Source organism: Pantoea sp. MBLJ3 (assembly GCF_000816655.1).
Taxonomy (GTDB): Bacteria; Pseudomonadota; Gammaproteobacteria; order Enterobacterales; family Enterobacteriaceae; genus Pantoea; species Pantoea eucalypti.
Map to the genome: position 1 here is coordinate 408,225 of NZ_JSUT01000005.1, position 18,611 is coordinate 426,835.

The following is an 18,611-nucleotide window of genomic DNA, read 5'->3' on the forward strand; positions in this document are numbered from 1 at the left end:
CTCCATCCCTGTTACCTGCGGGTAATCAGTTCCGACCAGCGGAAACGGGCAGCATCAGCTGACCCACCACCTGTCGACAGCCTTAACGTCCGGTTTATCCGGGCGTTTTAGTCTGCGTTTCTGTTCTGAACTGAGGTTACCTATGTCAACACGTGATACGTTTCGTTCTGTCCGGCTTGAATCCATTTTCCAGACGGCAGTCAGCGACTTTGCCGTTACCGACAGCACGCTGCCAGCCATCGTGCCACTTCCCCTGCAAAGCCTGAGCCTTCCGGTGGCTACGCAAAGCCTGAACCTGCCAATCAGCACTTTCTCCACGGAATCGCTGCATAGCAGCCCGGTTAATGACAACACGCTGTCCACGGTGAAGAGTTCATCTCCCCCGGCACTACGGCCTTACGAACCCATCGCCATGGACGGCGTTATCGCCAGCTGGGAAGCGCATAAGCCAGTACATCTGCGGGGGCGTGCTGAAGGTGAAGCGGGTTCAACAGTGACACTGACTTTTAACGACCAGAGCTGGCACAGTACGGTCAATAAGTGGGGCTACTGGAACGCCTCTATGCCCGCTGAGGCGCTAAAAGGGGTGCCGGATGGCAATCACAGCCTGCAGCTGACCCTCACCAATAAAGCGGGCCACAGTACCACTACCGACGTCGATTTTGGTCTCTATGCTGATCGCACCATCAAACCGACACTGACCGTGGATACGGTCAGTGGTGACAACGCGGTGAGTATTGCCGAGAGCATTTATGGTGTTGAGATCAGTGGCAGCGCAACACACCTGCCGGTGGGGTCGGTGCTGAAACTAACGCTGGGCACGCAAACCACCACCGCGCACATGGAAAGTGACGGCAAGTGGTACGGTTCTTTTGCTGAAAGTGATTTAACCGCGCTGCCGGATGGCGTTTACAGCCTCAACGTCACGGCGACCGATCCCAATGGAAAAACGGCAACTGATTCTCACGATTTGACGCTGATCACTCATCAGAGCAGCCTGCCACAGATAACTTTCGATAAGATTACTGCGGACGATGTGATTAACCTTGCGGAAAGCCAGCAGGATCTGCTGCTGAGCGGCATGCTGACCACCGTCATGCCGGGCCATCAGCTGGTTATCAGCGGCGCCAACGGAAAAGATTATAACGCCACCCTGGGCCAGGAAGGACACTGGCAGGTGATCATCCCGGCAGCGGAGGTGAACGCCTTTATCAGCGCCGGGGAAATCCGTGCCTGGTCCATTGATGGGGCAAAAAACTACACCGACGTCACCCATGAACTGAATATCCATACGGATTTACAGCAGGTCTACACCGAAATGGATATCGGTGGTGACATGATCCTCAACTATCAGGAAGCGCAGCACGATCTGAGCTTCTATATTGAGGGCTGCAGAACACTGGAAATCAATGGGATAACCTACCAGCCTGACGCAAAAGGCATGGTCACGATGACCTCCAGCGAGCTTATGGCGCTGCCGGATGGTCCGGTCACCGCCACTTTCCATCGCCAGGATGACTATGGCAACAGCGATACCCAAAGCTGGGACACGCTATTTACCGTTGCCGTACATCAGCGGCCAACCCTGACGCTGGACATCGCCTTTGGCGACAACAAAATCGATGCTGCCGATGTGAACAGCTGGCATCTGATTCAGGGCAGCTCCAGCAATCTGCAACCGGGAAGCCAGGTGGAATTAACGCTGGGCGATCAGCATTACAGCGCCAGTGTCAAAGCGGATGGTGGCTGGTCCCTGACCATTCTGGCCGGACAACTGGCTCCACTGGATGAGGGGGAATATCCGATGACGGTCAGCGCCAAAGACAGCGCCGGTAATATCGCGACGGCCAGCCAGACGGTGCAGGTGGCATCGCATACCGAAACGGCGAGCCTGACAGAGGGGCAGACGCTGGATCAGCTGCTGGAAACCGTTAGTCAGACTCAGCAGGCAGAGACCGGGCATGTGGCACAGGCATCTGTTGCTGTCCTCCCTCAGGAGAGCCATCTCTTCTCAGATGTGCCTTATACGCTTGCCGATCACCTGTTGCAGCATCCGGCAGCACAGTCGATAGTGTGACGCTAAATCATTAGTAAAAGTACTGACTTCCGGGCAGGTCTGTTAAGCCTGTCTGGAGTGGTCAGGCGTGGCTGGGTGGTTAATTTTCATTCATTCAGGCGGAGTATTAAAGATTTCATCACTATTTAACAGGAATAAGTACAGAATATGATCTAATAATGTTAATAGTTATTTAGTGTCTCTGATGTTAATCATAAATAAAATAATGCAATAACTCTGTCAGGATCTGATCGTCATCCCTTTTGCTCGCGTTGTTCACCAGGAAAAACATCATGATGATAAAACCCCCTGTTGGTATGGATAATGAACAAAGCGCAGTTAACTTTTTTATTGTGCGCCCTGAGCGGCGTGTCAGTGAATGCGGTCTTTTCCGCACCCTTACCCAAAGCAGAATTTAACTGGCGCGCAGCGCCGACCGAAGAACAGATTGCCAGCTTAACGCTGCGCGACGCCATTCTCCGGGCCTTCGCCCGTAATCCGAAAATCTCGGAAGCGGCGGCACAGATCCACGTTGGCGAGGGCGATCTTGATGCCGCCCGCAGCGCCTGGTATCCGCAAATCTCACTACAGGGTGCGGCGGGCCGCTCCCATCAGACTGACTCCGCCGGGAGCCTCAACAACAATGGCTCCGGCGGTATCACGCTTAGCCAGCTGCTCTACGACTTTGGGCGTACCGGCAGCGCCATCGATGAACAGCATGCACTGTCAGAGGCTTATCGCTTCGGCCTGTTCGACTCCATGACCACCGTGGCGGAAGATACGCTGCAGGCCTACCTCGAAGTCAAACGCTACCAGGCGCTGGCAGACATCGCGCACACTAATATCGCTTCACTGCAGCGGGTGCGGGATATCGCGAAACTGCGCGCCGATGCGGGGCTCAACTCACAGTCAGACGTGCTGCAGGCGGAAACCCGCATCGCCGCAATGCAGGCCACGCTTGAGCAGTATCGCGCCCAGCTGCGCTCCGCTACCGCCCAACTCACTGTACTGACCGGTGTGGTGCCCGCCACACTGCCAGAACTGCCCCAGGCACTCCTGAAACAGCAGATCACCCTCGACAAAATTGCCTATGAAAGCAGCGCGGCGGTGCGCAGCGCACAGTCTAAACAGGAGGCCGCCCGTGAACGGGTACGCCAGGCACAGTCCGGTCACTGGCCAACCATCAAAGTGCAGGCGGGCCGGACCCGCTATGAAAACGATCGCCAGTCTTACTGGGATGATGAAGTGCAGCTGCAGGTGGAAGCGCCGCTCTATCAGGGTGGCATGGTCAATGCCAAAACTGAATCAGCGGAGGGCGACCGTGAGGCAGCGCAGGCTGCAGTGCAGCAAGCCAAACTCGCCATTAATCAGAACGCCTCAACCGCCTATGCCGACATGATTGGCGCGCAGCAACGGCAGGCTGCCGGGGAAGTGCAGCTGGCCAGCGCCGACCATACCCGCAATGTTTATGCCGATGAATATCGTCTGAGCAAGCGCAGCCTGAACGATCTGCTGAGTGTAGAACAGGATGTGTTTCAGGCTGACAGCTCACGTATCACCGCGCTCTACGATGGCTGGGACGCCACCGTACGCTATGCCGCCGCAGTAGACAATCTGCTCGATATCATGGGTATCGATCGCCAGCAAAGCAGCGGCGATCTCCTTCCTTCGCTGCAATAGCGATAAGGCAAAAATCATGAGTACGTTAACCCTGAACACCGATAACTGGATTGCCGCCATGCTGCGCGTCGCCGCGCGATTCGGTAAGCCTGCCGATGGCAAAACCCTGCGTCAGCAGATGCGCTGGTTTGAACATCTGCCGGTGTCACAGCAGCTGGAGCGGCTCTCCGGCCTGCTGGGACTGCATCTGACCATGGTGCCGCAGAACAAACTGCGCTGGCGTCAGGAGATCACGCCGGTGGTGCTGGTGCTGGAAAATGCCAGCGTAGCGGTGCTGGAGAATATCGATGCGGACGGCAGCGCGCGTTACTGGCTCAGTGAAGGCGGCGATGTGGTGCGTGAAAGCGCCTTATCGGAGCTGCTGACACGTGCTCAGGGCGATGTTGGCGTGATTGGGGTGGCGGCGCGTGGCCGTGATGCGCGCATCGACGAATTCATTCAGCCTTATGAGCCACACTGGTTCTGGAAAAACTTTCGCGGCATTGGGCGTCGTATCACCGAGATCTCACTGGCGTCGGTGATCGGTAATGTGCTGGCACTGGCCGGAATTCTCTTTTCGATGCAGGTCTACGATCGGGTGATTCCGGCGCAGTCACAGTCCACGCTGTGGGTGCTGTTTGTCGGGGTACTGATTGCTGCGGCTATTGAATATCTTATCCGGCTGATGCGAACCCAGGTCTCAGATTTAATGGGTAAACGCATCGACCTGAAAGTTTCCGCCATGCTGTTTGCCCGGGCGATGAGCATCCGTAATGAGGCGCGGCCGAAATCGACCGGCTCATTTATCTCGCAACTGCGTGAGATCGACCAGGTGCGCGAGTTGCTGACCTCGACCACGGTTGGTGCCGCGGCCGATCTGCCGTTTGTTATCCTGTTCCTGTTCATCATGTCGTTTATAGGCGGCTGGCTGGTGCTGATTCCGCTGGCGGCGATCCCGCTGATCGTCATTCCGGGTCTGCTGGTTCAGATTCCCATGGCGCGGCTGGCTAAAGAGGGGCTGCGTGAGGGCGCGCTGCGTAATGCCGTGCTGGTGGAGACCATTGAAGGCATTGAGGATATCAAGGCGCTTCAGGCCGAACCCTATTTCCAGCGTCAGTGGGAGCAGACGCATGAAGTCAGCGCCGCGATCAGCAATCAGCAGCGATTGTGGGGCGCGCGCCTTACCGGCTGGGCATCGACGGTGCAGCAGCTCACCTATGCAGGGATGCTGGTGTTTGGGGTTTACCTGGTGCTCGATTCACACATCACCACCGGTACGCTGGTCGCCTGTAGCCTGCTCTCATCCCGCACTATCGCTCCACTGATGCAGCTGACCATGGTCTTCTCACGCTGGCAGCACGCCAAAATGGCGATGAAAGGGCTGGATGAGTTGCTGAAAAAGCCGCTCGATCAACCTGAAGCCGCCACGCTGGCGCACTGTCCGACGCTCACCGGCCAGTACGATCTGCGCAATGTGCATTACAGCTATGACGAAGAGAATGAAAAAAATGTGCTCAACGTGCAGCAGCTGCAGATCAAGCCCGGCGAGAAGATTGCCATTCTGGGTAAGGTCGGGGCAGGGAAGTCGACCTTGCTGAAGATTCTTGCCGGTCAGGCACAGGCCAGTCAGGGCAAGGTGATTGTTGATGGTGTCGATATTGAGCGTATCGATCCCACTGATTTACGCCGTCAGCTCGGGTGGCTGTCGCATGACTCCCGCCTCTTCTTTGGCACGCTGCGGCAGAACCTGATGCTGGGCAATCCCCATGCCAGCGAACAGGAGATGCTGCAGGCACTGCGTATCAGCGGCGCACTGTCGCTGATCCAGCAGGACGCCGCCAGCCTGGATCGTATTATCAATGAAGGCGGTCGCGGGCTCTCTGGCGGGCAACGTCAGATGGTGATGCTGAGCCGATTGATCCTGCGTCAGCCGCAGGTGGTGCTGCTGGATGAACCCACTGCGGCAATGGATGAACAGCTGGAGGAGCATGTGATTCGTCAGCTGCAGGGCTGGATCAGCGGCCGGACGCTGGTGCTGGTGACGCACCGTCCGGCACTGCTGAAAATGGTCGATCGTATTGTGGTGATGGATAACGGGCGCATTGTCGCTGATGGTCCGCGCGACGAGATCCTGCGCCGCGCGACTGCACCTGCTACGGCAGGTAAAGGAGATGTGGCATGAGTCTGGTGATTGTTGATAAAGATCTTGCCCGTCATGAGCGCCGGACATCAGCGATTATCTGGCTCTGCACCGCCGCGCTGGCGATATTTCTGATCTGGGCGCACTTTGCCATTCTGGATGAGGTCACAGTGGGCACCGGTAAAGTGACGCCCTCCAGCCGCGCGCAGGTGATCGACAGCCTGGATGGCGGCATCGTCAAACAGCTTAATGTGCATGAAGGTGACATTGTTGAGAAAGGGCAGGTGCTGGCGACCCTCGATCCAACGCGCTTTCAGTCAAATTTCGGTGAAGCGCAGGCTAAAGTGCGCACGCTGCGTGCCTCGTCCGAGCGGCTGGAAGCGGAGCTGTCGGGCACGCCGCTGAAGTTCAGTGCCGAAACGCTGAAGGAGCCGAATCTGGTTACGCGCGAGCGGCAGCTCTATGAGTCACGACGTCGTAATCTCACTGAAACCATCAGTAACCTGCAGCAGTCGCTGAAACTGGTGCAGGATGAGCTGCGGCTCACCGAACCGCTGGTGGCGAAAGGCGCGGCAGGGCAGGTTGAGGTGATCCGTCTGCGTCGTCAGGTCAGCGATCTACGTGGCAAAATCGACGAAGCGCGCAATGACTATCTGGTGCGCGCTCACGAAGAGCAGGTGAAAAACAATGCGGAACTGGATGCGCAGTTGCAGGTTGCCGCAGGCAAAGAGGATCAGCTGACGCGCGCGACGCTCTACTCGCCGGTGCGCGGCATCGTCAAAGATATTCAGGTCACCACGGTGGGTGGTGTACTGGAACCGGGCGGTAAACTGATGGAAATTGTGCCGCTGGAGGATCAACTGCTGATTGAGACGCGTATCAATCCACGCGATATCGCCTGGATTCGGCCCGGACTGGCCGCCACCGTGAAAGTCACCGCCTATGACTCCTCTATTTATGGCGATCTGCACGGCGAAGTGGAAACGGTGTCGCCAGACACGCTGCAGGATGAGGTGAAACGTGATCAATATTATTATCGTGTCTACGTTCGTACCCAGAAAGCCGAGCTGACCAACCGCACTGGCCGAAAATTCCCGATTGTGCCCGGAATGGTGGCCAATGTGGAGATTAAAACCGGTCAGAAATCCGTCATGGATTACCTGATTAAACCACTGAATAAAGTCAAAGAATCGCTGCGCGAGCGCTGAAAATGCGGTCCAGCTGAGAGGCTTATTTGCTTAATTACGGTGATAAATTAACATGGCGGATATTCAGACTATCCGGGCACAAAGTGTGCGCAATTTAACAAACTGTGCGGAAGCAGAGTGAAGTTAATTTAACCACGTTAAAAATGTTTACGAAGATATAGTGCGACGGCGAATGACAGGCAAAAAAATGCCGGACAGATTGTCCGGCGGGAAATAATAAGTTGTACATCTCATTCGGGGAGAATGAAGGTAATAATGGAATAAATGATGATAGCGGGGTCTATTCTATTATCAGATGTCGTATAAGTTTTATCATTCAGTGCTTCAGAATGCTCTGATGTAAACTGTTGATAACAAAGATATCGGAAGGGGTGTATCAATTTGTGCGGTTTTTTTTACCGATCTGTGCTGGTTATTAGTTCCCCGCTATTTACATTATGAAATAACTGTTTCGATGGATGAAACAGTTTTGGAAATTTAGTAGCATTTTCCTGGTGGATTATTACCCGCTATAAAACAACAATGACCTGCCGGCTGAATTTTTAATCATTCAGTTAGCAGTGGCAAATTATAAAGGCATATAACAGAGGGTAATAAAATGAAACGTCGCGTTCTCTCCCTGATGATTCCTGCACTGCTGGTTGCAGCAGGATCAGCAAACGCAGCTGAAATCTATAATAAAGACGGCAACAAATTAGATCTCTTCGGTAAAGTTGACGGCCTGCACTACTTCTCTGACAACAGCAGTTCCGACGGCGACCAGTCATACGTTCGCTTCGGCTTCAAAGGCGAAACAGAAATCAGCAATCAGCTGACCGGTTACGGCCAGTGGGAATACCAGGCAGCACTAAACAACTCTGAAGACCAGGGGACAGCAGACAGCTTTACCCGTGTTGGGTTCGCCGGTGTGAAATTTGGTGATGCGGGATCCTTCGACTATGGTCGTAACTACGGCGTAGCCTATGACATCGGCGCATGGACTGACGTGCTGCCTGAGTTCGGCGGCGATACCTATGGCGCGGATAACTTCATGTATCAGCGCGGTAACGGCATGGCGACCTACCGTAACAACAATTTCTTCGGTCTGGTGGATGGCTGGAACTTCGCAGTCCAGTATCAGGGTAAGAATGGCAACAGCAGCGAGTCACCGAATGGTCGTGACGTGCTGGGCCAGAACGGCGACGGCTGGGGTCTGAGCACGACCTATGATCTGGGTTCAGGCTTCGGCATTGGTGCGGCAACCTTCCAGTCTGACCGTACCAACGACCAGAACAGCGAAACATCAGGTATCCTCGGCCATGGCGATAAAGCGTCAGTGTATACTGGCGGTCTGAAATATGACGCGAACAACGTCTATCTGGCAGCGATGTACTCACGCTCCTTCAACGCAACCCGCTTCGGCAGCACCGACTCTTCAGCGTTTGGTTATGCGGATAAAGCGGATAACTGGGAACTGGTTGCGCAGTATCAATTCGACTTTGGTCTGCGCCCATCTCTGGCCTACGTGACCTCACGTGGCACCGATGTTCAGAACTGGGGCACACAGAATCTGAAAAAATATATCGATGTTGGCGCGACGTATTACTTCAACAAAAACATGTCTACCTATGTTGATTACCAGATCAACCTGCTGGACGACAACGCCTTCACCGACGCGGCCGGTATCAATACCGACGACGTGGTGGGTGTAGGCCTGGTTTACCAGTTCTAAGTGATAAGGGAGCGCAGTTACGGCTGCGCTCCTGCGTTATCTTCCGGGCTAAACGCATCAGCCTTTGGCCACTTCGTTGCTTCCGGCGCCGTTGTTTCTGATGACATAACGCTGCCAAACCGCGCGCCTTCAAATGCCACGCCTGCCAGAGTAAAAGCAGAAAAGCTCAACCAGTGATGCCATGCTGACTGCCACTTCTGTGAATTTTTCATTCTGCACCTCTCAGAGATAAACACTGTTTCAACAGTGCAGAATTCATGCCAGCTTTACCGCTCTCACAGCCACAGGCGTTACGCCCGTTTTGATACACTTGCCGCGCACGTCAGGGAGCGATTGCCCCAATCAGGTGCAGTTAAGCCCGTTACTGGCGCGGCCGGGAAGGGGTCATGTGACGATGACGACGCTGTTCGACAACTTTATAACTGCCGTAAACAAACAGACCCAGGGCAACGACCAGAATCGCATAGATCATCTGTAGCTCCTTACTTTGATTAATGTTAATCCCCTGTCGCGAGGCGGGATCAGGATAGATGACCGGGGAATGCTCTCGTGATTCAGTGAAATATTCAACTCTATTTAAGCGAATTTACCCAAACTTTATGCTTTGTAGTGGCTATTCATAAAGTGTTACAGGCGAGGAATGATGAGTTATAAGATTAATCTGCTGTTTATGTCGATTTTAATTCTGACGGCGGCGGGCTGTGATCAATCAGCACCGACAACAGCGATGGTGCTGGAAGGAAAAACCATGGGCACCGTCTGGCGGGTGAGCCTGGCGGGTGTTGAGAGTAAGCGTAAAGCGGCCTTACAGCAGCGGATTCAGCAGCAGCTGGACGCGGATGATGCTGAGCTCTCCACCTGGAAGCCGGACTCTGCGTTATCGCGCTTTAACCAGAGCCGTGACCTGTCACCGCAGCCGGTGAGTGAAAACATGGCGGACATTGTCACGACCTCGCTGCGGATTGGCCGTAAAACCGGCGGGGCGATGGACATTACCGTCGGTCCACTGGTTAATTTATGGGGCTTTGGCCCGACGAAACAGCCCATCCATACACCGGATGTAGCCCAAATTGCCGCCGCCCGTGCGCAGACCGGATTGCAGCATCTGAGAGTGCTGCAGGGTGCGGATGGACAATGGTTGCAGAAAGATTTGCCAGAGCTCTATGTCGATCTCTCGACGGTGGGTGAGGGCTTTGCCACCGATCATCTGGCACGGCTGATGGAGCAGCTCGGTATCAACAACTATCTGGTGTCAGTCGGCGGTGCCGTGCTGAGCCGGGGTCTTAATGCGCAACAGCAGCCGTGGCGGGTGGCGATCCAGAAACCCACCGATCAGGAGAATGCGGTTCAGGCACGCGTGAGTCTGCAGGGACACGGTATCAGTACATCCGGCAGCTATCGCAACTATTATGAACTGGACGGCAAGCGCATTTCTCATGTGATCGATCCCGTTACCGGACGACCCATTGAGCATAAACTGGTTTCTGCCACGGTGATTGCCACCACGGCGCTGGAAGCCGATGGCTGGGACACCGGACTGATGGTGCTCGGCACCGAGAAAGCCAAAGCGCTGGCAATTGAACAGCATCTGGCGGTCTATCTGATCAGCAAGCAGGGCGATAAATTTGTCAGCTGGATGTCGCCGCAGTTTGCTGCTTTTCTGATTCCCGCTGAATCCGGAGAACCCTGATGTTAGATCTTTTTAGTGAAGAGCAACCCTGGCAGGAGCCGCTGGCGGAGGGGGCCGTGATCCTGCGGCGCCGCGCACGTGATGACGCAGAGGCGCTGTATCAGCAGATACTGGCGATTGCGGATCAGAACCCCTTTGCCCATCGCATTACGCCGGGTGGCCATCGCATGTCGGTGGCGATGACCAACTGCGGCGATTTTGGCTGGTCGGTGGATTCACGCGGCTACAATTATCAGCAGCAGGATAACCTCAATGGCCGCAAATGGCCGCCCATGCCACCGCTGTTTCGCGAGCTGGCGCAGCAGGCCGCGGCGGAGGCGGGCTTTCCTGGCTTTAATCCGGATGCCTGTCTGCTTAATCGCTATGAACCGGGTGCGAAGCTGACGCTGCATCAGGATAAAGATGAGAAAGACCTGCACCAGCCCATCGTTTCGGTGTCGCTGGGTCTGCCGGCCGTGTTTCAGTTCGGTGGCTTCGAACGGGGCGACAGCACCCAGCGTGTGCTGCTTGAGCATGGTGATATTGTGGTGTGGGGCGGGCCGTCGCGCCTGCGTTACCACGGCATTTTGCCGCTTAAGCCAGGCGTGCATCCGCTGGCCGGCGCCTGGCGTTATAACCTGACATTTCGTCGCGCCTTTTAACCCACTACGGCAGTCACGGCGTGGTGAGAATAACTATTGCTATCATTTGGCATCCCATTAAACTGCAGGCTGTTTTTTAGCTGATGGATTGCCTGCATGACGTTGTTAAGCGTTGTTTTTCGCCAGTTTCGCTGGCCTTTTATCGGGGTCATTGCCCTGACGTTGTTAAGCGCCGTGCTGGGTATCGGCATGATCGCCTTTATCAACCGCGAAATGATTGTCGCCATCAACACCTCATTCGCGGTGCTGCCGCAGTTCCTGTTGCAGCTGGTGGTGCTGATGGCGGTGACGCTGGCTTCGCAGCTGGCACTGACGATGCTCGGGCATCAGTTTGTCTGGCGACTGCGTGGCGAGTTCATCAAGCGAATCCTTGATAGCCGGGTTGAACGCATCGAGCAACTCGGCAGTGCACAACTGCTGGCGGGACTGACCAGCGACGTGCGAGCAATTACGCTGGCTTTTGTGCGTCTGCCGGAGCTGTTTCAGGGCGTAATCATTACCCTCGGCTCAGCCATCTATCTCGCGTGGCTGTCACCAAAAATGCTGCTGGTGACCAGTCTCTGGCTGGGTGTGACGCTGGTGGGCGGCTGGATGCTGGTCTCGCGGGTTTACCAGCACATGGCAAAGTTGCGCGAAATCGAAGACAACCTCTATCGTGATTACCAGACGGTGATTGAGGGGCGTAAAGAGTTACAGCTTAACCGCTCACGTGCGCAACAGGTCTATGACACAGTTTATCAGGAAGATGCCCGCGCCTGGCGTCACCATATTGTGCGTGCCGATACTTATCATCTGAGTGCGGTCAACTGGTCAAATATCATGACCCTGGGCGCTATCGGCATGGTCTTTTTCATGGCTAACAGCCTGGGCTGGGCCAATACTGCTGTGGCCGCGACTTTCTCCCTGACGCTGCTGTTCTTACGCACGCCGCTGCTTTCTGCAGTGGGCGCGTTACCCACGTTGCTCAGCGCCCAGGTCGCATTCCGTAAGCTCAACGCCTTTGACCTCGCGCCTTATCAGGCAGGGTTTCACGCGCCATCGGCGTCGTCAGACTGGCAAACTCTGGAGCTGCGCGACGTCTCTTTTCACTATGGTGACAACGGCTTCCAGGTCGGGCCGATTAACCTGGCGCTGCGCCGGGGCGAACTGGTGTTTCTGATTGGTGGCAACGGCAGCGGAAAATCGACGCTGGCGATGCTGCTGACCGGGCTGTATCAACCGCAGTCCGGCACGCTGCTGCTGGATGGTAAAGCGATCACGGCAGACGAGCTGGATGTCTGGCGCAGTCAGTTCTCCGCGGTCTTTACCGACCTGCATCTGTTTGACCGGTTAATCGGGCGGGAAGGCGTTGCCGCCAATCCGGCGCTGGTGCAGCAGTGGCTGGAAAGGCTGAAGATGCAGGACAAGCTGAAGATTGAAGGCAATAAAGTGCTCAATCTGCGGCTCTCAAAAGGACAGAGTAAGCGACTGGCGTTGTTGCTGGCGGTGGCAGAAGAACGCGATGTGCTGCTACTGGATGAGTGGGCGGCAGATCAGGACCCACATTTCCGACGCATCTTCTATCGTGAGCTGCTGCCGTGGTTGCAGCAGGCGGGTAAAACGGTGTTTGCTATCAGCCATGACGATCACTACTTCATTCATGCCGACCGGCTGCTGGAGATGCGCGAAGGCCAGTTGACGGAGCTGACCGGTAATGAACGCGACCTCGCCACGCTCGACTCGGTTAAACGCACCGATACCGGGCTTTGACGGCAGATGGCACACTCAGCAGTTAGCGCGTTAAGTTCCGTGCAGGTCGCTGAACACGGTGTTAACACTTCTGTAAGCGTCAGCAGCAGGCAGCCGTGCTGACTGAACAATCCGTTGGCAGGTGTGCCTCATACGCAGTAAATCACAGATAACAGCCCTGTACGGCAGGTCATCTGCAGTGAAGTCGATCCGTTAAAGTTTGCCTCCTGCCAGCGCAGGAGGCCGCGGATTAGTGGGCGAAATGTTGATCAAGCGGTGCGCTGAACCAGCGATTGTTCAGCACGTTTTTGATAACACTCTTTTTGTCTGCCGCTGACAGGGCGTTGTCCTGTTCAATGCGGGTGAGAATATCGTTATAGCTATACGTCTTATTGCTCATGTAGATAATGGCTTTCTGCTTGTTAGCATCCATCACCAGCAGCGATTCCCCCGCTGCGGCATTTTCCGGTGTCCATTTCTTCCATTCCGGAAGGGTCTGATCGTTGGGTGACCCTGTTGCCAGGAAGTTTTTAATGTAGGAATTAAAAGATTCACCTAATGCCTGAGAGCCTTTTAGCTTCAGCGCATCCTGCGTAAATTCAGCATACTTATTTTTATCCCAAAAAGGCATAAACACGCCGTGGAAAGAACCGATGGCCGATAGTTTATCACCTGTGACAAACGCATCCGTGCCATAACGGAACTCCATCCCATACAGCGGCGCGTTATAATTTTTATACATGCGCTCAGCAGACTGGTTAACATTAAACAGGCTATATAGCAGCCCGCCATAATAATTTGCAAAGGTGTATTTATTCAGCAGCGCGGTATCATTTTTAAGCGAACCGTCTTTCACCTGTGTTGCAAACAGTGGGTCGTTACGGGCGAAGAAAGAAAACTCCTGTTGTCCTGTGGCCATGATGGCGGGGACGGCATTATAATTTTTGGTCTCAAATCCATCCTTCGGGATCACCACACCATCGCGGTAGAGATGCGGGAATTGATTCATGCGAATTCCCGCATCGCCAAAAAGCATTGCCAGATCTGCTGCCGGAAGCTGATAGAGAAAATGACGAACCTCTGGTGAGCCCGACAGGAGCCAGCTTTTCGCTGCGCCGGCATCCGGTTTAATGCCCTGTTTAACGACCAGAGGCGCTATTCTTTGCGCGAAGATGCTTTCCGCTTCATGTTTGTCAGAGGTGGTCATGCCACCACTGAAAACAATGGCTTTGTTGAACGTATTTTTAAAAAGGGGCGATATAAGCATCGCCATCACGTCTCTGCCACCCGCTGAAAATCCGGAAACGGTAATATTATTTCTGTCACCACCAAAAGCCGAAATATTGTCTTTGATCCACGCCAGCGATTGTTTGATGTCGAGTAAGCTGTAATTCCCGGAGTCATCCAGCGGGTTGCCATCGTTCAGCGCTTTCAATGGATTAAAGCCGAGTGCGCCAAGACGGTAGTTTACGGTGACAATCACGGCATTGTATTTTTCAGCGATAAACGCCGGCGCGAACTCAGTGGAACTGCCCAGCTGATTATTGCCACCATGAATATAGACCAGCACCGGAAGCGGTGTGCTGCTCTCTGTCGGGCGATAGATATTGAGATTCAGGCAATCCTCATCACCTTTGGCTCCGTCCGGGGAAACCTGGATACAGTCTGTCGCGGGCCGGGTCGCATCGAAAACGGTTTGCCATGCGTCAGGGGAAATCGGTTTTTTCCAGCGCAGTTCCCCGACCGGTGCTTTTGCATAAGGAATACCGGTCCAGGACAGCGTGTTTTGATGCTCTGCGCCTTTGACTTTGCCTGACTGCGTCGTAATTTCAGGGGAGATCGTTTGTGCAGTGGCTGATGAGGCAAGCAAAAAGAGTAAAAAGGTCGGGGACAATCTGAACAGAGAATTTTTCATGCGTACCTTGTTCCAGGGAAATATTTCTTATACCTGAAGTTCCGTAATACCCACTCATGTCTGGTTCACAAAACAGCACAAATCCAGCCATTATCGCGTGTTACTCTTTTTTGGTGGTGAAATATGCCTGTGGCTGGCGGAACGCATCGCCCCTGTTGTGCCTCTGCTTATTGTGGATTCTGATTTAGTGGTTGTCGCAAATCACAAGGTGACAGGCCAGGAAAAAACATACTGGCGTTCTGTTTAGAACGCTTTTAAAGCCGATGCATAATCAGCGTGATCACCTGATTATCGCGCCACATAAACTCCGCCTCCAGTAACGTCCCCATCGCAAAACAGCCACCGAAGTCCTGAGCCAGTTGCAGCGTCGCGCGCTGCTGCGCGAAATCTACCGACACCAGTGCAGCATCCAGAAAATCCATCGGCTGATGCAGTTGTGGCCACAGCGCTTTATAAAGGCTCTCTTTGAGAGAGAAGAGCAGCGTCGCGGCAGTGCTGAAGGAGACGGGCAGCGTCTGCAACAGTTGCTGTTCCTGCGCATTCATCAACAACTCTGCCGTTTCCTGCGCCGTCGTCTCTGACATCAACTGCTCAACATCGACGCCAACCGCACAGCGTTGCCGGGTTGCCGCTACCACGACGACACCGGCACTGTGCGACAGCGACGCCTGAACGCCAGCGGGCCAGCAGGGGGAGCGATCGGATGCGTTGGTCAGGATGAAATCAGCAATGCCCAGCTCTGTCATTACCGACCGGACCAGTAAACGGCTGGCGAGGTATTCAGCACGCCGTTTAGTGACAGCCTGCTGCAGTCGGGCGGGTAAGGGAATACCCCATTCGACAGCCAGCACGTCATGATACTTTTGCGGGTCAAAGCGACTCACCGCCAGCAAATAATCGCTGTGGTTCAGGTGGCTGGAAAGAATAAAGCCGCCTGGAACAGGCGGCAGCGGCAGGTCGGGATAGCGCATGCGAAACCATTTAAGCCAAAAAGGCATTAAATCAGGCACGATGCATCAGGGCAAGCAGCCCGCCGTAATCAGTCGTTGGGAGGAATGGCAAAACTCTTCAGAGAAACAACAAAATGGTGGTGACCCCTGCTGATGCGTGCACCCCGGTCGCACCAGTGGCTCGCCAGACGAAAGAAGTCGTCGCTACCAATGTCATACGCCAGTTCCACTTTGCTAATGCCTGAATGCAGTAAAGCTTCCGCATCTTTCAGGCTTTTCGCTTTGATCGCCATAAAAATTATCCGTCAATTTCTGGGGAGTTTAGAGTAGGCAATTTTTGTGACATTTTTGTTTCAGTTTGATGAAAAGACGCGACTGATGGCCGATTTTGTGAGGCAGATCAGTTTTGGGCGCCCGCGTTAACCTGCTGATTGTAAGAGAAATGTTAACTGCTTCAGCGGACAATTCTGAATGTTAAGCCGGAGAGTGGGCAGAGATAACAGAAACAGAAAGGCCGCGTCATACGCGGCCCTGTGGGTTACTTCTGGTCTGGCGGGGAAGGTTGCTTATCGCCGGACTCGGGTGCTTCGGATGGATCATCTTTTTCGATTAATGTCATGAACTCTCCTCTTGTTACCCACACGCTATTAAGTATAGAACGCTTTGCAGGAGATGTGATGAAAGTTATGTTTTGATGACAGAAACGAAAAAAGCAGCCTTTTGGGCTGCTTTTCAGGGAATTTGGTCGGCACGAGAGGATTTGAACCTCCGACCCCGGACACCCCATGACCGTGCGCTACCAGGCTGCGCTACGTGCCGAACACTGGAGGATTAGTCTACTGGTTATCGTCATGAATGCAAGATACCTGCCGACTATTTGCCTGATAATTAATCAGTTAGCGATAAACCGCTTCTCCTCGGTCAGGACCTGCAACAGCAACGCCAGCTCTGGCTTGTGATCTTTCAGCGCGTTGCCCTGTGCATCATAAGCGCGATAGCTGCCGTTGTTGTTGAGCACCAGCGTCACCTGCGGCGTGGTAATCACCAGCTTATTCTCTTCACTGCTCGCCACCCAGTCATGACGGCGACGTGCAGCAAACAAATCTTCACCCTGTGAATAGTTCACCGGATTGGTCCGCACATGCAGCAGTCGCTGCATCAGCGTTGCCATTACATCCTGATGATCAGAGAGCCGATCAACAGTTTGCGCCGGTGTATCAGGCCAGTGAATCACCAGTGGCACCTGCAGCGTCTGACGGTTTCCGGCGCTGTCAGGATCGCCATCCAGTGCCAGACCACGCTGCGCCGTAATCACTACGACGGTGTTCTTCAGCAAATCACGCGCCTGCAGGCTGCTTAGCACGGCGCTAATCTGTTCATCAACAGCAGGTGCCTGACGGAGATAACTGCGCTGACGCGCTTTGCTGTTGTCGCCGGTGACATCAGGCCCGTTCAGAGCAATCCATGAGAACCACGGCGCCTGCGAAGCTTTCTGTTTCTCCAGCCAGTTCTGCCATTGCGCCACGGTGCTGGCGTTGGGCTGGCTGGTTGTCGCAGGCAGTGAATAGTCGGTCAGCAGCGCCTGACGGTAGAGCGGCGGATTAAAGCCTTCCGAGGAGAACAGGCCAAACTGATAACCCTGAGTACTCAGTGCCCCCAGCAGTGCCGACGGTGTTCGTGATGCCAGAATACCGTTCATGTAACTGGAGGAGATGCCATAGAACAGGCCAAACAACCCTTTCTCAGGTGTATCACCGGCGCTGTAGTGCTGGGTAAAACGCACGTTTTCGCTGGCGAACTGATTAAGCTGCGGCAGCGCTTTGGCAAGCGTAGCATTGTTCAGACCATCAACAGTCAGCACCAGCAGGTTGTTACGGGTGCCAGCATCGCGGAAGGTGATATCGCTCAGCGGATACTCTACCGCCACCGCTTCCGGATCGCCCTGCTGAATCAACCGGCGCTGATACTCCTGCGCATCCAGCAGACCGTGACGTTCAAGGAAGCGACGGGCCGTCATCGGATAGGAGAGCGGCAGATTGGCGCGCTGCATGGTAATCGGGCGATAGAAGTTGGCATCGGCCCAGATATACATCAGGTGGCTGGCAAAGAAGGCGCTGATAAACAGAGCGGCGACAGGTTTACCAAACGAGCGGCGATTCAGGCTACGCAGCTTCTGCCAGCTCCAGGTCGCAAACAGCATCTCGACCAGGAATATCAGCGGCACGCTGATAAACATCAGTTGCCAGTCGCGCGCCATCTCGCTCTGGTCGGGGTTAATGACCAGCTCCCACACCACAGGATTAAGGTGCAGGTGGAAACGGCTGAACACTGCACTGTCGACCATTATCAGCGTCAGTCCGGCAGTGGCGACCACCGCGGATAACACCCGCATCAGCCGTTGCGACATCACCACAAAGGTCAGCGGGAAGATAATCAGCAGATAGGCAGCGAAAACGACAAAACTAAAGTGGCCAACCCAGCTGGTATAGGCGTAGATGCGCCCCGCCAGCGAAGAAGGCCAGTCGGCGACCAACAGGTAGCGACTGCCTAAAATCAGCGCGAATAAGATGTTAAACAGAGCAAACCAGTGCCCCCAACTGATCATCTGGGAGACTTTTTCGCGGTAGCGCTGCCGGTTGGTTACCATATTATGAAATCAAATCAGCCAATTAATGGGCGTTATCGTCACGCACTGATGCCTGAAGGGCATCGGCGAAAGAACGTGCCAGTGAACGACGTTGCGCCGGAGCGACATCGCTGTTAATTAAGTTGGTCACCATATTTCCCAGAACCATCAGGGAGAGATCGGTGGGGGCCTTGTCCTTGTGCAGGATTTGGGCCATTTCCGCGAGGAGTTGTTCCACGCGTTCGTCACTGTAACGGGATGATTGTGCCATATCGTCGTCTAAGCTC

15 protein-coding genes and 1 tRNA gene are annotated in these 18,611 nt (G+C 54.5%); 8 read left to right on the forward strand and 8 right to left on the reverse strand.

From position 1 onward, the window contains the following. Positions 1–142: 142 nt before the first annotated feature. The 5 genes from NP77_RS08370 (at position 143) to ompC (ending at position 8,774) form a co-directional block, all read left to right on the forward strand. Positions 143–2,077: an Ig-like domain-containing protein gene (locus NP77_RS08370; RefSeq protein ID WP_039659740.1), complete on the forward strand. Its 1,935-nt coding sequence runs from the start codon at positions 143–145 to the stop codon at positions 2,075–2,077. Positions 2,078–2,380: 303 nt separating this feature from the next. Beyond that, positions 2,381–3,736 carry a TolC family outer membrane protein gene (locus NP77_RS08375; RefSeq protein ID WP_003854194.1) on the forward strand — a complete coding sequence of 452 codons (1,356 nt, stop codon included), beginning with the start codon at positions 2,381–2,383 and terminating at the stop codon, positions 3,734–3,736. 16 nt (positions 3,737–3,752) lie between these two features. Further along, a complete protein-coding gene (locus NP77_RS08380) occupies positions 3,753–5,897 on the forward strand; it encodes a type I secretion system permease/ATPase (protein WP_039659743.1) in 2,145 nt (714 codons plus the stop codon). Continuing rightward, the gene (locus NP77_RS08385) at positions 5,894–7,063 is read left to right on the forward strand and encodes an HlyD family efflux transporter periplasmic adaptor subunit (RefSeq protein ID WP_039659744.1); all 1,170 of its coding nucleotides are present in this window, start codon (positions 5,894–5,896) and stop codon (positions 7,061–7,063) included. The genes NP77_RS08380 and NP77_RS08385 overlap by 4 nt, the downstream gene beginning before the upstream one ends. Positions 7,064–7,661: 598 nt before the next feature. Beyond that, positions 7,662–8,774 (forward strand): porin OmpC, encoded by a 1,113-nt coding sequence (ompC, locus tag NP77_RS08390; protein WP_039659746.1) that lies wholly within the window; start codon positions 7,662–7,664, stop codon positions 8,772–8,774. Between the two features lie 17 nt (positions 8,775–8,791). Here ompC and NP77_RS08395 read toward each other — a convergent pair whose 3' ends face one another. Both NP77_RS08395 and NP77_RS23645 read right to left on the reverse strand, forming a co-directional pair. Further along, complete coding sequence (locus NP77_RS08395; protein WP_003854187.1) at positions 8,792–8,986, reverse strand: hypothetical protein; 195 nt, start codon at positions 8,984–8,986, stop codon at positions 8,792–8,794. 149 nt (positions 8,987–9,135) lie between these two features. Further along, positions 9,136–9,246: a hypothetical protein gene (locus NP77_RS23645; RefSeq protein ID WP_008926126.1), complete on the reverse strand. Its 111-nt coding sequence runs from the start codon at positions 9,244–9,246 to the stop codon at positions 9,136–9,138. Positions 9,247–9,414: 168 nt separating this feature from the next. Between NP77_RS23645 and apbE the strand changes: the two genes are divergently transcribed. From apbE to NP77_RS08410, 3 genes are all read left to right on the forward strand, one after another. Continuing rightward, positions 9,415–10,464, forward strand: coding sequence for an FAD:protein FMN transferase ApbE (gene apbE, locus NP77_RS08400; protein WP_003854184.1), 1,050 nt, complete (start codon positions 9,415–9,417; stop codon positions 10,462–10,464). Next, positions 10,464–11,105 (forward strand): DNA oxidative demethylase AlkB, encoded by a 642-nt coding sequence (alkB, locus tag NP77_RS08405; protein ID WP_003854182.1) that lies wholly within the window; start codon positions 10,464–10,466, stop codon positions 11,103–11,105. The genes apbE and alkB overlap by 1 nt, the downstream gene beginning before the upstream one ends. A 96-nt stretch (positions 11,106–11,201) precedes the next feature. Continuing rightward, complete coding sequence (locus tag NP77_RS08410; RefSeq protein WP_039659748.1) at positions 11,202–12,854, forward strand: multidrug ABC transporter permease/ATP-binding protein; 1,653 nt, start codon at positions 11,202–11,204, stop codon at positions 12,852–12,854. A 229-nt stretch (positions 12,855–13,083) separates the two neighbouring features. On the opposite strand, the gene NP77_RS08415 is transcribed toward NP77_RS08410, so the two are convergent. The 6 genes from NP77_RS08415 to NP77_RS08440 all read right to left on the reverse strand — a co-directional run bounded on the left by NP77_RS08415 (position 13,084) and on the right by NP77_RS08440 (position 18,595). Beyond that, positions 13,084–14,748: a carboxylesterase family protein gene (locus NP77_RS08415; RefSeq protein ID WP_039659751.1), complete on the reverse strand. Its 1,665-nt coding sequence runs from the start codon at positions 14,746–14,748 to the stop codon at positions 13,084–13,086. 254 nt (positions 14,749–15,002) lie between these two features. Next, positions 15,003–15,719 (reverse strand): 4'-phosphopantetheinyl transferase, encoded by a 717-nt coding sequence (locus NP77_RS08420; RefSeq protein WP_003854175.1) that lies wholly within the window; start codon positions 15,717–15,719, stop codon positions 15,003–15,005. 68 nt (positions 15,720–15,787) lie between these two features. Then, positions 15,788–15,991 (reverse strand): hypothetical protein, encoded by a 204-nt coding sequence (locus tag NP77_RS08425; protein WP_003854174.1) that lies wholly within the window; start codon positions 15,989–15,991, stop codon positions 15,788–15,790. A gap of 449 nt (positions 15,992–16,440) precedes the next feature. Beyond that, positions 16,441–16,517 (reverse strand) — tRNA-Pro (locus NP77_RS08430). 73 nt (positions 16,518–16,590) lie between these two features. Further along, positions 16,591–18,345 carry an LPS biosynthesis-modulating metalloenzyme YejM gene (yejM, locus tag NP77_RS08435; RefSeq protein ID WP_003854173.1) on the reverse strand — a complete coding sequence of 585 codons (1,755 nt, stop codon included), beginning with the start codon at positions 18,343–18,345 and terminating at the stop codon, positions 16,591–16,593. A gap of 22 nt (positions 18,346–18,367) precedes the next feature. After that, positions 18,368–18,595: a YejL family protein gene (locus NP77_RS08440; RefSeq protein ID WP_010248348.1), complete on the reverse strand. Its 228-nt coding sequence runs from the start codon at positions 18,593–18,595 to the stop codon at positions 18,368–18,370. Positions 18,596–18,611 lie beyond the last annotated feature (16 nt).

What these genes read in the sequence shown, in the direction of transcription:
- alkB (WP_003854182.1), top strand. Translation starts at nt 10,464, where the DNA reads ATGTTAGATCTTTTTAGTGAAGAGCAACCCTGGCAGGAGCCGCTGGCG.
- NP77_RS08385 (WP_039659744.1), top strand. Translation starts at nt 5,894, where the DNA reads ATGAGTCTGGTGATTGTTGATAAAGATCTTGCCCGTCATGAGCGCCGG.
- NP77_RS08410 (WP_039659748.1), top strand. Translation starts at nt 11,202, where the DNA reads ATGACGTTGTTAAGCGTTGTTTTTCGCCAGTTTCGCTGGCCTTTTATC.
- apbE (WP_003854184.1), top strand. Translation starts at nt 9,415, where the DNA reads ATGATGAGTTATAAGATTAATCTGCTGTTTATGTCGATTTTAATTCTG.
- NP77_RS08420 (WP_003854175.1), bottom strand. Translation starts at nt 15,719, where the DNA reads ATGCGCTATCCCGACCTGCCGCTGCCGCCTGTTCCAGGCGGCTTTATT.
- yejM (WP_003854173.1), bottom strand. Translation starts at nt 18,345, where the DNA reads ATGGTAACCAACCGGCAGCGCTACCGCGAAAAAGTCTCCCAGATGATC.
- ompC (WP_039659746.1), top strand. Translation starts at nt 7,662, where the DNA reads ATGAAACGTCGCGTTCTCTCCCTGATGATTCCTGCACTGCTGGTTGCA.
- NP77_RS08415 (WP_039659751.1), bottom strand. Translation starts at nt 14,748, where the DNA reads ATGAAAAATTCTCTGTTCAGATTGTCCCCGACCTTTTTACTCTTTTTG.
- NP77_RS08395 (WP_003854187.1), bottom strand. Translation starts at nt 8,986, where the DNA reads ATGAAAAATTCACAGAAGTGGCAGTCAGCATGGCATCACTGGTTGAGC.
- NP77_RS08370 (WP_039659740.1), top strand. Translation starts at nt 143, where the DNA reads ATGTCAACACGTGATACGTTTCGTTCTGTCCGGCTTGAATCCATTTTC.
- NP77_RS08425 (WP_003854174.1), bottom strand. Translation starts at nt 15,991, where the DNA reads ATGGCGATCAAAGCGAAAAGCCTGAAAGATGCGGAAGCTTTACTGCAT.
- NP77_RS08380 (WP_039659743.1), top strand. Translation starts at nt 3,753, where the DNA reads ATGAGTACGTTAACCCTGAACACCGATAACTGGATTGCCGCCATGCTG.
- NP77_RS23645 (WP_008926126.1), bottom strand. Translation starts at nt 9,246, where the DNA reads ATGATCTATGCGATTCTGGTCGTTGCCCTGGGTCTGTTTGTTTACGGC.
- NP77_RS08440 (WP_010248348.1), bottom strand. Translation starts at nt 18,595, where the DNA reads ATGGCACAATCATCCCGTTACAGTGACGAACGCGTGGAACAACTCCTC.
- NP77_RS08375 (WP_003854194.1), top strand. Translation starts at nt 2,381, where the DNA reads ATGAACAAAGCGCAGTTAACTTTTTTATTGTGCGCCCTGAGCGGCGTG.